The following is a 15,157-nucleotide window of genomic DNA, read 5'->3' as shown; positions in this document are numbered from 1 at the left end:
TATCTCAGTCGGAGGGCTCCAGTTCATACGGAGCTAACCGGTCGCTTCCGCATTTCTTTTGTACATAAATCCCTTACGAGTAGAATCTTGTCATGAATAAAGCTGCTTAGGTAACACTAAAAGAAGATTGATTGCTTTAGTACGTTATCTAGCTGTTATTTACCGTTTTTCAACGTGGTGCTATACTCATTTTTGGTGAAAAAGAAAATTATACCTCTTTTTTATAAGATTATTATGCGGGGGATATTCATGAATAACGTAAGGTTTTGGAATAAAGTAATGGAGTATGTAAACGTATTGGTAGGATCTGCGATTGTCGCAATTGCCTTTAATGTGTTTCTACTTCCGAATCAAATTGCTTCAGGTGGAGTAAGTGGTATTAGTACGATTATGTATGCCAAGTTCGGTTTAGAGCCTGCGTTTGTACAATGGTCATTAAATATTCCGTTATTTATTGCGGGGTTTATATTACTAGGTTCACAATTTAGTGTAAAGACGTTAGTTGGAACAATCTTCTTGCCGTTTGTCGTGTTTTTAACAAAAAGTTGGGACCCTTGGACGACGGATGCATTGCTTGGTTCAATCTTTGGTGGAATGGGTGTTGGACTTGGCTTAGGGATTGTCTTTCGTGGAAAAGCATCTACGGGAGGGACAGATTTAGCAGCACAAATTCTTCACAAATATACACATATTAGCTTAGGGAAGTGCGTTGCTTTTATAGACGGTTTAATTGTATTAGCGGCCTGTTTTATCTTTGATGTTGAGAAAGGTTTATATGCGTTAATTGGTCTATTTGCTACTGCTAAAACAATTGATCTTATACAAATGGGATTTGATCGTACGAAAATGACGTTAATTATTACCAATAAAGATGAAGCGATTCGTAAAGCAATTTTTGAAAAAATTGATCGCGGCGTTACAGAGCTTAGTGGAAAAGGTGGATATACAGATAGTGATAAACCTGTATTGCTTTGTGTTGTAGATAATGTGCAATTCACAAAATTGAAACAACTGGTGAAAAGCATTGATCCACACGCCTTTGTAGTTGTTACCGATGCATCAGAAGTACTAGGCAAAGGTTTTACTAATGGATAATATGGTATAATATTGATGTATTAGTAAATTTTTACTAAGGGGGAGTTTGTATGAACAAAAAGCTACTTGCTTTGTTTTTGGGTACTTCTCTTGTTTTGGCAGCATGTGGTGGAGATAAAGCAGAAGAAAAACCAGCTGATAAGGGAGATGCAGGTACGACAACTGCTGATGCTGGTGAAGAAGCGGAGTTATATGAAAATAAATGTTCAAGTTGTCACGGGGGGAATCTTGAAGGCGGTGTAGGTCCGGCTCTTGATAAAGTAGGAGCGTCACTTTCAAAAGAAGAGATTGAAAAGATTATTAATGAAGGTAAAGGTGCAATGCCTGATGGTCTTATTCCAGCCGAATCTTCGACAAAAATGGCTGCATGGTTAGCGGAGAAAAAATAACAAAATCTAGTAAACAAATGAGCTATACCTAATCATAATAGGTTTAGCTTTTTTTATTGTTAGTTTTACGTTAGAATGACAAGGTTGACTTTAAGGGAAATCGTTACAAATACGAGTATCTTATCAAATGAATTTGAAATATAAATGTAATATTATTTAATCTCTATGTGACAAAATTTGATGATATAATTGCTTATGTTAGTCGTATAGAGTGTATAATATTGCATCATATGAACGAAGCCTGTCGAAAACAGGCTTTTATACTGAATAAGCCCTGTATAGTATGAACAGAGCGAAATATAGGTGGTTTTTTTTATGATAGAAATGGTTAATGTTAATAAAACTTATCCTAATGGCGTAATTGCTGTAAATGGAATTAGCGTTAAGATTAAAAAAGGCGAATTCGTTTACGTAGTTGGACCAAGTGGTGCGGGTAAATCATCATTTATTAAAATGATGTATCGTGAAGAAAAACCTACTAGTGGCACTATTACGGTGAACGGTGTTAGCCTAGCTAAAATAAGAAATTCTAAAGTTCCTATCTTTAGAAGAAATATTGGAGTAGTTTTTCAAGATTTTAAACTATTACCTACTCTAACTATATTCGAGAATATTGCTTTTGCATTAGAAGTTATAGAGATAGAACCGAAAGAGATTAAAGAGCGCGTTATGGAAGTACTTGACCTTGTTGGATTAAAGCATAAGGCACGTATGGTTCCAGATGAGCTTTCGGGTGGAGAGCAACAGCGTGTGTCAATTGCACGTGCGATTGTAAACAAACCGAAAGTAGTTATTGCCGATGAACCAACAGGAAACTTGGATCCAGAGACTTCATGGGAAATTATGAATATTTTCGAAGAAGTAAACAAGCGTGGAACTACGGTAGTAATGGCTACTCATAATAAAGAGATTGTAGACAATTTAAGACATCGTGTAATCGCTATTGAAGGCGGAAAGATTATACGAGATGAACAACGAGGTGACTACGGATATGAATATTAATAGTCTTAAACGTCACTTTAGAGAGAGCTTTAAGAGCCTTGGACGTAATGGTTGGATGACATTTGCATCAATTAGTTCTGTAACAGTTACGCTACTACTCGTAGGTGTATTCTTTGTTATTATGATGAACTTAAACAATTTTGCAAATAACGTTGAGAATGATGTAGAGATTCGTGTGCATATTGATGTTGCAGCAACTCAAGCAGACATTGATCAATTAGGTGCTGAGTTGGAGAAAATAAAGAAAATAGATACTATTAACTATTCAACGAAAGACGAAGAGTTAAATAAGTTAAAAGATTCACTTGGTGAATCGTTTAGTTTATTTGAACAAGATAACCCGCTACGTAATGTGTATGAAGTGAAAACAAAAACACCAACAGATGTTACAAGTGTAGCGAAGGAAATTTCCAACTTTGAGTTTGTCGATAGTGTTCAATACGGTAAGGAATATGTAGAGAAACTATTTGATTTTGTTGATATTGCGAGAAACATTGGACTAGTATTGACAATTGGTTTACTATTTACTGCTATGTTCTTAATCTCGAATACCATCAAGATTACTATTGTTGCGCGTAGAAAAGAAATTGAGATTATGCGATTAGTAGGTGCAACCAACTCCTTTATCCGTTGGCCGTTCTTCTTAGAAGGCTTATGGTTAGGTGTTTTAGGATCGGTTATTCCAATCATCTTAATTTCAACAACTTACTATAACCTGCACGATTATATGACGGCTCGTGTGGACAATAAGTTTGTAGAATTACTATCATTTAGTCCTTTCATATACCAAGTATCTGGTGTATTAATTCTACTTGGTGCTGTAATTGGTGTTTGGGGAAGTATGATGTCTGTACGTAAGTTCTTGAAAATTTAACATGGATGCGGGCTATTTCTTGGTCCGCATCTTATTGCCTAGATTACTAGAATATTAAAGAGATAGAGAGAAGGGTGACGAGGATATTGAGAAGTAAGTTATTCGTTTTAAATGCAACAGTTGCAATAGGCCTGAGTGGTATTCTTGCTGCTCCTGCTGCGAGTGCGGAATCTATTAATAGCTTAGAGAATAAGAAAAGTCAGATTCAAGATCAACGCTCTGGTTTAGAATCTAAAGTTAATACAGCAGATGAAAAAATCAAACAACTACAAGGTCAGCAAGATAAAACACGTGCTGAAATGAAAAAAATAGATTTATCAATCGGCGATACAAATGCGAAAATTCGTGAAAAAAATGAACAAATCACAAAGACAAAAGCTGAAATAGAAAAGCTTAAGGAAGAGATTGTTGTTCTGAAAGATCGTATTGCTAAGCGTAATGAAGTATTAAAACAACGTGCATTAACGTTCCAAGAAAATGGCGGGGATCCAAATTATCTTGAAGTCGTTTTCGGTGCATCAAGTTTTGTTGACTTAATTGATCGTGTGTCAGCTGTTTCTCAAATTATGCAGGCAGACGAAGATTTAGTAAAACAACATGAAGCGGATAAGAAGCAACTTGAAGAGAATCAAAGACAAGTAGAAAACAAACTGGCTTCCTTAGAATCTATGAAAAAAGATTTAGTAGCAATGAAGACTCAACTATCAAACCAAAAAGCTCAAAAAGATAAATTGATGGCTCAATTAGAAAAAGAAGAAAAGAACACTCATACATATAAAATGAGCTTAGAAGAAGAAGATGAGATGTTAGCAGCTCAGCAAGCATCAATTAGTAAAGCAATTGAGCTTGAGAAGCAACGTCAAAAAGAATTAGAAGAAGCGCGTAAAAGAGCAGCTCAACAAACGGCTCCAAGCACTTCAGGAGGCTCTGGTAGCTCAGGTGGTAGCAGTAGTTCAGGAAGTAGTAGCAATCAAACGCCAACAGTATCAGCGGGTGCTTTTACAAGACCAGCTGTAGGTACGTTAACGTCAGGTTTTGGTGCACGCTGGGGTACAATGCACTCTGGAGTAGATATTGCGAATTCGGCTGATGTACCAATCGTGGCAGCTGCAGATGGAGTTGTAGCACGATCTTACTATTCTTCTTCATATGGTAATGCAGTATTTATTACGCATTCTATAGACGGTCAAATTTATACAACTGTTTATGCACATATGGAAAGTCGTATGGTAGGGACTGGAGCAACAGTTAGTAAAGGCCAACAAATAGGTATTATGGGAAATACAGGTGAATCGAAAGGTCAACATCTACACTTTGAATTACATAAAGGTAGCTGGACACCTTCTAAGAGCGGTGCGATTAACCCAGTAGGAATTGTTCCTCTATAAGAAAGAGAAAAGGGCTGTTCGAAAAGTGATTGAAATCACTTTTCGGACGCCCTTTTATGCTTTATTCCGTTCTAACCGGCGCTAAGACTTCCACTTTAAAACGAAGGCGTTTAAGAGGGAGATTAAGCCAGTAAGAACCCAATTAAAGTTTCACTTTATTAGCGCTTTCGTTCTAGATGAAACCCATGTAACTTCTTGAAGATCTAAAGAATTACTTTCCCATCAATCAAACAAAGATCGTAAATAGGACTTATTGGACAACCTCTTCTTCTATTTGATTGCAATCTTTAAAGAAACCATTCAGACAAACCTACTGAAACTATTTTGTTTTAGTAGGTTTTTTGAATAGAGCTTGGCTTTTTCTTAACATAAATTATTTAGGCTTTTCATACATATAAATATAAAACCTATAGTGATTAAAAAGAGCCTGTTGTAACAGTTTTGCAAATAAAATCAGTCTACAGAAGCAACCTCTTTTTGAAAGGAGTAATATATGACTAAAAAGTGGGTGCTTCCTACAGCAATCGTTACTTCGCTAACACTTGGTGTTGCAGGGGGAATGTATATAGAGCCTAACCTTTTTCTAAAGTGGAATGCACCAAAGAAAGACAAGCCAGAAAATAACTCAGCTGTACAAACCGAGGATGTAGACTTGGAAAAAGTGGAACAAGCTTATGATTTGATTAGTAAGTATTATATTGAAGAAGTTGAAGAAGATGTACTGTTGTCTGGAGCTATTCAAGGGATGGTTTCAACCTTGAATGATCCTTATTCTGTATATATGGATAAAGAAGTTTCTGAACAGTTTAATCAATCTTTAGATTCATCTTTTGATGGAATAGGTACGGAAATAGGAGTAGAACATGATAAAGTCATCATTGTTGCTCCTTATAAAAATTCTCCAGCTGAAAAAGCGGGTCTAAAGCCAAAAGACGAAATTATTTCCATAGATGGTAAAACGGTTAAAGGATTAAATGTGCAAGAAATCAGTATGAAAATTCGCGGTAAGCAGGGAACGAAAGTAACGCTTGAGATTAAGCGATCAGGGGTTTCCAAAACGCAATTGTTTACGATTAAGAGAGATAAAATTCCAGTTGAAACCGTTACATCTGAAGTGAAAGAAGAAAATGGAACAAAAATCGGTTATATTGAATTATCGTCTTTTTCAAAAGATACATCGAAAGATTTTAGGAAGCAATTAAAGGCACTTGAGAGAGAGAAAATTAAGGGATTGATTATTGATGTGCGAGGTAATCCAGGTGGTTTGCTTTCTTCTGTAGAAGAGATTCTGAATGAATTAATAACGAATGAAAATCCATACTTACAAACTGAATATCGAAATGGAGAACAAACGGAATACTACACGAAGTTAGAAGAAAAGAAGCCATATAATATCGTTGCTCTGATTGATAGAGGAAGTGCTTCGGCATCTGAAATATTAGCAGCAGCTCTTCATGAAGCAGGTGGATATGCCCTTATTGGTGAAAAATCCTATGGTAAGGGAACAGTTCAGCAAGCGATTCCGATGGATGATGGTAGTGATGTTAAGCTAACCGTTTCCAAGTGGTTAACACCGAATGGAAATTGGATTCATCAGAAAGGTATTGAACCTACAATTGCTATTAAGCAGCCTGCCTTATTCTGGACACAACCGTTGAATATCGAAAAATCCTTAAAACGTGATATGACAAGTGAGCAAGTGAAGCATGCACAAGAAATGTTACAGGGCTTAGGTTATGATCCAGGGAGAGAAGATGGTTATTATGATTTGCGAACAGAAATAGCTGTGAAAGCATTTCAAAATAGTGAAGGAATAAAATCAACAGGGAATATCAATGTAAAAACCGCTGAAGCGTTAGAACAGAAGATTAAAGAGGAAATCAAAGATGAAGACAACGATATTCAGCTGCGAGCAGCTATTCGATATTTGTTGAAATAGAAGTTGATCGAGCACTTGTGATGGAGCAAGTGCTTGTTTTTATGTTCAGGGAGAACTCATCTAGCACGCCCAATTATTTTGGGAATAGGAATTGCAGCTTGTCTTTGATAGAATAGTAGTTAGCATATTTAGTATATTGTGAAAGGAAGGTGTACTTAGGTGGGAACGGAATGGGTCGTAGAATTATTATCGGGCATCGGAAAACTCTTTTTGAATCCACTATTTTACTATTCCTTTTTGATTTGTATCGTAATTGGTTATCGACGTGTCAAGCAGGAAAGAAAAGACTTTAAAATTCGTGTGCAAGATGGGTTATATGAAATGAGAAATCTATTACCATTAGGTATTTTAATAGGTTTATTATTTTCGATTATGACGGTTGCAGTAGGCTTAACGATACCTATTGCTGCCATACAAGTTATCGTCATTCTTACAATTATCATGAGTTTAATAGGGAAATTTAGACTCTTATCCCCTACGTATGTAATAGGAATTACTATTTTTGTATTGTTTTTCTTATTCAAAAAAGAGGTTCCTATTCCATTTCTAGGAGATGCGATAAAAGAAATGGATGGTCAGCTCTTTCCAGTATTAGCGATTGTAATGGGATTATTAATCATTGCTGAAGGAATCTTAATTATGAAAAATGCGTTTAAGAGTTCTTCTCCTAAGCTGATTACGTCGAATAGGGGTATGACTGTTGGCGCTCATATTTCAAGAAGAGTATGGATGGTGCCGCTAATGCTCTTTGTTCCAGGAGGTGAGCTAGCCGCTCCTTTTGAATGGTGGCCTCTATTATCATTAGGTGATGATGTGCAAGTAACCCCGATTCTTATTCCATTCTTACTGGGCTTCTCACAGCAAGTACAGGGAAGCTTACCGAAAGAGTCCATTAAAGTTAGCGGATTAAGAATCATCGCTTTAGGGTTTATAGTATTAGCGGTTGCAATCGGTAGCATATGGTGGCCTATTCTTACGATTGCAGTAGCAGCCATTGCTATTCTAGGAAGAGAGAGTATTCATTATTTTAATAAACTTCACGAACAACAATCTTCTTTTTATTTCTCACAACGAGATCATGGAGTACTTATTTTAGGTATTATACCGCATTCACCAGCTGAGAAAATGGCTCTAGAAGTCGGTGAAATCATAACAAAAGTAAATGGAACTCCCGTACATAGTGAAAAGCAATTATATGAAGCATTACAATATAATCTAGCGCATTGTAAGCTGGAAGTATTAGATTCTAATAATCAGATTCGATTTGTGCAGAGAGCGCTTTTCCAGGGTGAACATTATGAGCTTGGCATTCTCTTTATTCCTGAAGAGAGAAGTTCTAAGAAGATTGGGTAACTGTGATTTTTCATCATTCGTTAGAATTTTCTTATAATAAGTAGAATGGTTTTTCATCTTTAATTAGAGTGGCATTCTAGTTACATTCTGGACATGTAAAAAAGAATATTAAACAAAAAATTAAGCATGTTTCTTAAGGATCTTATCAAGACCTAAATTAAAAAAAGATAATTAAATTAATGGACATAACATATTTTATATGACTAATATGTTATGTTCATTCTTTTTCAACTAACGCACCCGATAGTTTAAGTGTAATAATTCACAAACTTTGTTGATTTTTGCATAATTTATAAGTGCATTCCTTACAGGAATGCTGCCCCATTGGTAGATTATTGAATGGAAATGACTTTAGCTCGCTTTGATGGAATAATATATGTTTGAAGTGAATATTTTATTTTTTATTATTCAATTGTTTTAACAAATCTATAATTTCCTGATTTTGTTTATTTGCTTTCCTAAGATTAACACCTATGCCAAACACTTCAATCATAATAACGACTGAAGCTACTAATATAATTAAAATCATAGTATCCATTCAAAAAATTATCTCCCTTACTATTTCTTAGTTATTATCATAATCTTACCATATAGTAATTTTTTATTGAGCTATTCTGCAACTTTTGTGACATAAGAAAAGAAAAAGGAACTGCAATCACAGTTCCTAATATATTAAAGCACCCGTTAGCTTAAGTGTACTCTTTCACTTAGATTAGTTGCCAGAATTCCTAGTCAAATTATCACCGTCACTAGATACTGTATATCCCCAAACTTCACCATCTTCACCTTCAAAATAATACTGGTAATAAACAGCTTTTTCTTCTACAAAATTAATATACAACTGATAGTCTAGGTTGCCTGACTTTAAATCATCAAACGCTACCGAACCACTTAGTCGGTCATATTCAACTGGTTTATATGAAGTTGAATCGTAAATGAAAGTCATAGTATTATCCATAATCCCAGAATACTGTTCGGTTCCAAAAATTTCTCTAACTTCATCAAAAGACAAACCAGCTTGGGCATTCTTTTTTACAAACTCTTTTGTTATCTTTTTCTTTTCAACTTGTTCAGTAGTAGCATTATCATTTTCTTCTTTTTTAACTTCAGTAGATTTTTCATTCGAACAAGCAACAAGAACAAGTAATAAAATTAACATCATAGTTAGTTTCCTCATAAATTATTCTCCTTCATTACTTATTTTCTTAATATTAACACTAATTATATATGCATTCTAAATATTACAATTATAGTACTAACCTGCCCTTTAGCTGCATTAGAAAAAGCTGCCTAAGTGACAGCCTTGATCTTCTACTAATGCACCTGATAGTTTAAGTGTAATTCCTCACAAACCATTTATCATTATTATATTGGACTCTAATAAAACAGCTATAATTACAACAACTAATATTAAATTAATAAAAAAAAATATATTTATTTGATATGAAGGAATATTTTTGAAGGAAAATGAAATCTTTTGAAGTGCTATGACCAATATTAGGAACATAACCATTCTCCAAATCATCCCGAATGTACTTAAATTATTATTTGCAATATATTGCATTATAATCAATATTGCGGGAAATGATAATGCGAACTGAATAAAAAATAATATTAACCTCTTTTTCAAGTAATCACCTTTTCTGTGCAGTGTAAGAAATATATGTAGTTTTCCTCCATTTTTCTACTTGTTCATATTTTCTTTATTACTACTAATAATAATCGAATTTAATAAGTGTATTAAAATGAAATTTCATCCATTGCTTATTGAATTATCCTGCATCTTTAGTTTAAGAAGAAAAAAGCCTTACTCCTTATTGAAGTAAAGCACCCGTTTATTGAAGATGGAATAGCTACTTAATCTCCCGTAATGCGAATTCTACTTATCCTCTCATCACTTAGCCTGTCAATTAAAGAATTTAAATGAGGTAGATACTCTTTGCCTATAAATATCTTGTAACTATTCAAATCATCAATAAATTCCTTAAGTTCTTCTTTATTCCAATAAATATTGGGAGCATAATAATCCTTGATTTTTCTTAGATATTGGTAACTTCCCCAGTTCTTCGTTTCATAAAAAATAGCATCGTGGAAGTGTTGTTCAATTTCAAACAGACTTAACTCATTATCATCACTATCAAATAGTTGCACATCTAATCCCATTGTTTCCATCCCCCATTCCCAAGCTAAAAAGAAAAAGAACGCTATCTGTTTTCTTTAATTTATCATTTTTCAATCTTCAACTAAACTGCCACTTTAGCTGCATAAGAAAAAGCCGTCTATATGACAGCTCTGATCTTCTGCTAATGCGCCCGTTAGCTTAAAAGGGGCATCTTTTATTATGATATTAATTTTATTGATTTTCTGCTAATTCTTTAATCACTTGTTTAGATTTTGATGCAAAGTCAACGGAGGCATCATAATACATTTGACCATTTTTGATAAGTGAAAAATCACCTATTTCAATTTTTAAAAGTGTACTACCATTTCGGTCTTCTAACTGATACAGATACGCTACATCACCTTCATTCGGTTTTACTTCCCAATTCGATTGGTATAACGCAATTTTTAATTCCTTCATTTCTTCCGCGTTAATGATTGTTGTTATAGTCTGTTCACCGTTAGGATGTTCCCAAACAACTTTACTTCCCTTAGACATATCTTCATTAGGGTAATTTTCTGGAAGTTCATCCCATTGTGCTACATATTTTGGTTTAATGAGTACCTCCCACACACTTGAAGGAGTTGCCTCGATGAGAACTTCATCTTTTACAATCAGTTTTTTAGTCATTATATCTTCCCCTTAATTCATTTCATACTATCATTTTACATGTTGTGAATTAATACGAAAATGTATTTCTTGTTATACTAACCTGCACCGTTTGTTCAATATGTTAAGTAACAATAAAGTTGTTTAAAACACGCCACGCCAGTCATGTTATTCAACAATCGGACCAGATTGTGGAGGATTAGAAGAAGGAAAGCTATGTATAATTAATGATGTAAGTTTATGCTTTTTATGTAATAATTATTTTGTAGAAATGTAAAGTTCAATTCATACATAGTGAAGGTGGGGATCATAATGGCAACGGGAACGCATACTGTAGTAGTTCCAGTAGATGTACAAGCAGTTTGGGATTATGTTAGTGATCTCGAAAAATGGGCAACGACAGTACCAGCCTATAAAGAACATGAAATCATAAATGACAAGCAATCTATTTGGACATTTGAAGGTAGTGTGAAAGGTATTAAAAAAACAATACAAGCGCAGGTAGATATTACCGAATGGAATGAACCTTCAAATATTAAGTTTGAACTAAAAGGTTTATCAGATAATTTTACAGGAAGCGGTCACTTTACTGCAGAAGATGTTAATGGTAAAACAATAATGACTTGTTCGGTGGAAGTCCATGCAGGCGGATTATCTGGTGCGGTGTTAACACCAATTATTAAATGGGCTGTTCCAAAAGTAGCATCTCGTTTAACAGAATCTATCGCACGTAAAATTGTAGTATTCTCATAGCTTTCAAAGATTGAAATCCGATTCATTTTGGAGATACCATCTCTGAAGTATAAATGGTAACATTCTGATGTGACCAATGTAACGATATAGAGTTCTACTAGAAATTTTATAATTAGTGGAATGGGGGCTGTCCAAAAAAGGATGGTCTCTTTTTTCATTGTTCCAGAATCGGTCGCAATCCTTGAACAAGGATAGGCGTCCATTTTTCATTTTGGGGCTATATTCTTGTATCACTCAATAATGTGAAGAAGATAGTGAAAGACCTAGTGGGAAGCACCTAAAACAACCGTTAAGCAGACGATTACTCTTATTTTTAGCAAGATGTCTGTCGAATGACAATAAAGTTGTTTAAAAATGATCGCGTAAACTCGCATTCTACCGTTTTTTAAGCAACTTTATTTTGAGAATCAAGTCCGTTGTTAACATAAGAATGCACTTTGAACAACATATTTTTAAATGACTTTATTGTCACTACACACTATAAAAAAAGACTGCTTTTTAGCAGTCTCATCATTAAAGGAATTACATAATCTCTATGTTTAATTACATCAATGGGTATGAATTCCATATATTCTCCATCCTTTTGAAAATATTTATAACAATTACATTATAAAAAATTCATTTTCCTTCTTCCGCTAACCTGCTCCGATAGCTGCATAACGAAAAAGACTGCTCATTAGTAGCCTTGATCTTAAACTCTAGCACCATTTGTTTACATGTACACCGTCACAAACTTTGTAATTTTCGAGATTAAAATCTTAACCCTCTTTTTCATTCATTACAGGAATGCTGCTCCGTTTATTCCAAACAAAATAAGCTGCATAAATTACAACTTAATCTTCTGCTATTGCAGCAGTTACTCTAGTTAATTAGAAGTTATTTATTGAAAAGATCGTCAATCGCTTGAATAGCTAGTTCTAACGCTTTAATTCTTCTTTCTAAAAGCGTTCTTTGGGGACTACCAGCCTTTAACTTAACATAAATGTTCTCAATTGATGGAAATAAACCAGTAAGAACATTGCGAGCTTCTGCTAAATCTTCCTGGTTGTAATAATGGGGTCTTTGATTCCAAACGTTTTCTAGCATTGCTAAGCCGATGCAAACAGCTTTGAGTCGTTTCTTTACTAAGGTAGTATTTGCGCCTTTCTGAGTCATCTGGGACAAGGCATTTTCAAGTTTACTGATTGTTGATTGTAAAGATTTTATTGATTCCGATTTATCTACATTTGATACGTTTTCCATAATAGTAATGTCCTTTCTTCGTTTCTGAATTATTTTGCTTGATATTTGATAAAATCGTTAAGAAATTTCACTCGCAATATTTTAACATAACTAACTAACTATCTTTGAGAGGGATTCTCAACATTCTGGCCCATTGTTGAACACAAGTTAAATAACACTCTTCAATTAACCTGCACCGTTTGTGGAAGAACAAAAAAGAGCTGTTCAAAGCTCTTGATATAGAAGTAAAGCACTCTATTCTTTAAGTGTATTTATTCACAAACTAAGCAGGGAGTAGAATCAATGTTATTAATTATAGGAACGCTAATCTGCTTCTATTGCTACCTGTTCTTTCTTTTGTAATGATAAATAAACTACTAGAACTAAAATTAATATCATTCCAATCATTTGCCAAATACCAAAAGGAAGGCTTAACCAAACGATACTACTAACGACTGCTGTTAGAGGCTCTACTGTACCTAGTAAAGTTGTCTCTTTTGCTTCTAAATATTCCAAGCTCTTAATAAACATCCAAAAAGCAAGAGTTGTTCCGAAAAATATAGTAAAAGCTAATACAATTATAGTTGATAACGTCCAATCATTTGTTTCAACTTTCCAGATTGGATGGATAAAATTCATAAAAACACCTGAAATAATCATTGCCCAACCAACAACGGTTACGGATGAATAGAAATGAAGTAGATTACGAGCATATAGGGTGTAGAAAGATAGAGATACTCCTGAAATAAATCCCCATATAATTGCTACACTTGATACGGACAATCCTTGAAATGAACCATTAGTTAATAAGAGTAGTGTTCCAATAATTGTTGTCAAAATAGCTATGATATCTGATACATGTAATTTTTGTTGTCCTTTATATATTAACCAAATTATTATATATATAGGAGCTAAATACTGTAGCAATGTTGCTACGGCAGCATTACCAGCTTCAATAGAAGCCATATATGAATACTGAACTAATAACATTCCAAACAAACTAAAAATGATTAAAGGTATTCTTTTATTTGAATCTTTCCATATGGCAAAAACCTTTTTAGTGTTTGTTAAAAGCACTTGTACCCCTAATAGTAACAAACCACTAATAATAAGCCTTGTCGAGACATACCAGTTCATATTTATCTGCTCTACCTTAAATAAATAATCAGCAGCTGTACCTCCAATCCCCCAAAAACTTGCACCTAAAAGAACAAATATAATTCCAACTAAACGACTTCTTGTTGTATTAATCATAACATCACCTATAATATTAAGATGTGAATAATATATCGTAAAAAATCACAAAATTATACTGAAATACAACCTAAAAGTATATAAATATTGAGGTGGTATATTTGGAAACTAGAAATATTATTTTAAATTCCCTAAATGAAGAACTTATTCCTTATTCAGATCCAGATTGGTTACATTCTATAGAATACACCTATATTTCTAAAACAATTTTAGGGTATATCCCTTTACACTGGCATGTAGAATTGCAATTTGTAGTGGTAAAGAGCGGTACAATAGATCTCCATATTCTAGGAAGGAAAATTCCTATATCTAAAGGAGAGGGTTCCTTTATTAATTCAGGTGTTGTACATGAAATTCATGGAAAAACTTCAAATGCATCATTTATTTGTTGGAATATAGGAATTCCATTATTCGATAAACATATTCAAACCAAATATATACTCCCATTAATCCAAGAAGGAAGTACCCCTTATGTGATACTAAACCCACGTAATGAAAGGCACATCAATATTATAGAAGCGATATTAACTACATTTGATACGTTTAATGCACAAGAAAAAGGCTTCGAAATGGTCATAACTAGTCAGTACCTTTTGTGTTTAAAAGAATTACTTAATGAGGTTACCTTTCACTCTACAAACGATTATCCGATCTATGATCAAAGAGTAAAAATGATTATTGAATACATTCATACTAATTATCAATTACAAATTACTCTTGAAAAACTAGCTGAAATTACCTTTTTAAGTAAATCAGAAACAATCCGCTTATTTAAAAAACATGTTGGAAGAACACCCTTTAATTACATACTTGACTATCGTTTAGAGCGTAGTATTAACCTTCTAATTGGCACTAGAAGTACAATTACTGAAATTTCCAATGAATGTGGTTTTTCTAGTGTTAGTTATTTTATAGAGAAATTTAAACGAGCTTATCATACCACTCCCAAAAAATATAGAAATGAAAAAAAGGTTAAGAAATAATACCTTTCCTTAACCCTATTCCAATTAATCATGAAAAAAACGATTCATAAAATCCCGATATTTCTTTAATTAGAATGTATTTCAAGTTGTATACTGGATGTTCTAAATAACAATAACGAATAAATATTAGAGCATG

At 33.8% G+C, this 15,157-nt stretch carries 15 protein-coding genes; 9 read left to right on the top strand and 6 right to left on the bottom strand.

What is annotated here, in order from left to right; translation table 11 throughout:
* Window positions 1-249: 249 nt before the first annotated feature.
* The 7 genes from V7014_RS09170 (at window position 250) to V7014_RS09140 (ending at window position 8,040) form a co-directional block, all read left to right on the top strand.
* Window positions 250-1,095, top strand: coding sequence for a YitT family protein (locus V7014_RS09170; protein WP_335506352.1), 846 nt, complete (start codon window positions 250-252; stop codon window positions 1,093-1,095).
* A 50-nt stretch (window positions 1,096-1,145) separates the two neighbouring features.
* Window positions 1,146-1,484 carry a cytochrome c551 gene (gene cccB, locus V7014_RS09165; protein ID WP_335506350.1) on the top strand — a complete coding sequence of 113 codons (339 nt, stop codon included), beginning with the start codon at window positions 1,146-1,148 and terminating at the stop codon, window positions 1,482-1,484.
* A 315-nt stretch (window positions 1,485-1,799) separates the two neighbouring features.
* Entirely contained in the window at window positions 1,800-2,486 is a 687-nt protein-coding gene (gene ftsE / locus V7014_RS09160; protein ID WP_335506348.1) for a cell division ATP-binding protein FtsE, read from the top strand.
* Window positions 2,476-3,360, top strand: coding sequence for a permease-like cell division protein FtsX (gene ftsX / locus V7014_RS09155; RefSeq protein WP_335506346.1), 885 nt, complete (start codon window positions 2,476-2,478; stop codon window positions 3,358-3,360). Before ftsE ends, ftsX begins: the two co-directional genes overlap by 11 nt.
* A gap of 86 nt (window positions 3,361-3,446) precedes the next feature.
* The gene (locus V7014_RS09150; RefSeq protein WP_335506344.1) at window positions 3,447-4,748 is read left to right on the top strand and encodes a murein hydrolase activator EnvC family protein; all 1,302 of its coding nucleotides are present in this window, start codon (window positions 3,447-3,449) and stop codon (window positions 4,746-4,748) included.
* Window positions 4,749-5,241: 493 nt separating this feature from the next.
* Entirely contained in the window at window positions 5,242-6,687 is a 1,446-nt protein-coding gene (locus tag V7014_RS09145) for a S41 family peptidase (RefSeq protein WP_335506342.1), read from the top strand.
* 159 nt (window positions 6,688-6,846) lie between these two features.
* Window positions 6,847-8,040: a PDZ domain-containing protein gene (locus V7014_RS09140; RefSeq protein ID WP_335506340.1), complete on the top strand. Its 1,194-nt coding sequence runs from the start codon at window positions 6,847-6,849 to the stop codon at window positions 8,038-8,040.
* A 394-nt stretch (window positions 8,041-8,434) separates the two neighbouring features.
* On the opposite strand, the gene V7014_RS09135 is transcribed toward V7014_RS09140, so the two are convergent.
* From V7014_RS09135 to V7014_RS09120, 4 genes are all read right to left on the bottom strand, one after another.
* Window positions 8,435-8,578, bottom strand: a complete 144-nt coding sequence (locus V7014_RS09135) for a hypothetical protein (RefSeq protein WP_335506338.1) — start codon at window positions 8,576-8,578, stop codon at window positions 8,435-8,437.
* 174 nt (window positions 8,579-8,752) lie between these two features.
* A complete protein-coding gene (locus V7014_RS09130) occupies window positions 8,753-9,217 on the bottom strand; it encodes a hypothetical protein (protein WP_335506336.1) in 465 nt (154 codons plus the stop codon).
* Window positions 9,218-9,897: 680 nt separating this feature from the next.
* Window positions 9,898-10,203, bottom strand: coding sequence for a hypothetical protein (locus V7014_RS09125; protein ID WP_335506334.1), 306 nt, complete (start codon window positions 10,201-10,203; stop codon window positions 9,898-9,900).
* 190 nt (window positions 10,204-10,393) lie between these two features.
* The gene (locus tag V7014_RS09120) at window positions 10,394-10,831 is read right to left on the bottom strand and encodes an SRPBCC domain-containing protein (protein ID WP_335506332.1); all 438 of its coding nucleotides are present in this window, start codon (window positions 10,829-10,831) and stop codon (window positions 10,394-10,396) included.
* Between the two features lie 291 nt (window positions 10,832-11,122).
* Here V7014_RS09120 and V7014_RS09115 point away from each other — a divergent pair, with 291 nt between their 5' ends.
* Window positions 11,123-11,563, top strand: coding sequence for a CoxG family protein (locus V7014_RS09115; protein ID WP_335506330.1), 441 nt, complete (start codon window positions 11,123-11,125; stop codon window positions 11,561-11,563).
* Between the two features lie 876 nt (window positions 11,564-12,439).
* Here the strand turns inward: V7014_RS09115 and V7014_RS09110 are convergent.
* Together V7014_RS09110 and V7014_RS09105 are read right to left on the bottom strand one after the other, a co-directional pair.
* A complete protein-coding gene (locus V7014_RS09110; protein ID WP_335506328.1) occupies window positions 12,440-12,805 on the bottom strand; it encodes a hypothetical protein in 366 nt (121 codons plus the stop codon).
* Between the two features lie 303 nt (window positions 12,806-13,108).
* On the bottom strand, window positions 13,109-14,038 hold the full coding sequence (locus tag V7014_RS09105) for a DMT family transporter (RefSeq protein WP_335506327.1): 930 nt from the start codon (window positions 14,036-14,038) through the stop codon (window positions 13,109-13,111).
* 101 nt (window positions 14,039-14,139) lie between these two features.
* On the opposite strand from V7014_RS09105, the gene V7014_RS09100 reads away from it, so the two are divergent.
* Window positions 14,140-15,021: an AraC family transcriptional regulator gene (locus V7014_RS09100; protein ID WP_335506325.1), complete on the top strand. Its 882-nt coding sequence runs from the start codon at window positions 14,140-14,142 to the stop codon at window positions 15,019-15,021.
* Window positions 15,022-15,157 lie beyond the last annotated feature (136 nt).

This window comes from Bacillus sp. JJ722 (genome assembly GCF_036963345.1).
Lineage (GTDB): Bacteria > Bacillota > Bacilli > Bacillales > DSM-1321 > Bacillus_AD.
Note: the sequence above shows the minus strand (reverse complement) of the source record. Positions and strands in the feature narration are given on the sequence as shown.

Coding starts and splice junctions, on each gene's coding strand:
- V7014_RS09145 (WP_335506342.1), top strand. CDS start 5,242: ATGACTAAAAAGTGGGTGCTTCCTACAGCAATCGTTACTTCGCTAACA.
- ftsE (WP_335506348.1), top strand. CDS start 1,800: ATGATAGAAATGGTTAATGTTAATAAAACTTATCCTAATGGCGTAATT.
- V7014_RS09105 (WP_335506327.1), bottom strand. CDS start 14,038: ATGATTAATACAACAAGAAGTCGTTTAGTTGGAATTATATTTGTTCTT.
- ftsX (WP_335506346.1), top strand. CDS start 2,476: ATGAATATTAATAGTCTTAAACGTCACTTTAGAGAGAGCTTTAAGAGC.
- V7014_RS09110 (WP_335506328.1), bottom strand. CDS start 12,805: ATGGAAAACGTATCAAATGTAGATAAATCGGAATCAATAAAATCTTTA.
- V7014_RS09125 (WP_335506334.1), bottom strand. CDS start 10,203: ATGGGATTAGATGTGCAACTATTTGATAGTGATGATAATGAGTTAAGT.
- V7014_RS09170 (WP_335506352.1), top strand. CDS start 250: ATGAATAACGTAAGGTTTTGGAATAAAGTAATGGAGTATGTAAACGTA.
- V7014_RS09120 (WP_335506332.1), bottom strand. CDS start 10,831: ATGACTAAAAAACTGATTGTAAAAGATGAAGTTCTCATCGAGGCAACT.
- cccB (WP_335506350.1), top strand. CDS start 1,146: ATGAACAAAAAGCTACTTGCTTTGTTTTTGGGTACTTCTCTTGTTTTG.
- V7014_RS09115 (WP_335506330.1), top strand. CDS start 11,123: ATGGCAACGGGAACGCATACTGTAGTAGTTCCAGTAGATGTACAAGCA.
- V7014_RS09135 (WP_335506338.1), bottom strand. CDS start 8,578: ATGGATACTATGATTTTAATTATATTAGTAGCTTCAGTCGTTATTATG.
- V7014_RS09130 (WP_335506336.1), bottom strand. CDS start 9,217: ATGAGGAAACTAACTATGATGTTAATTTTATTACTTGTTCTTGTTGCT.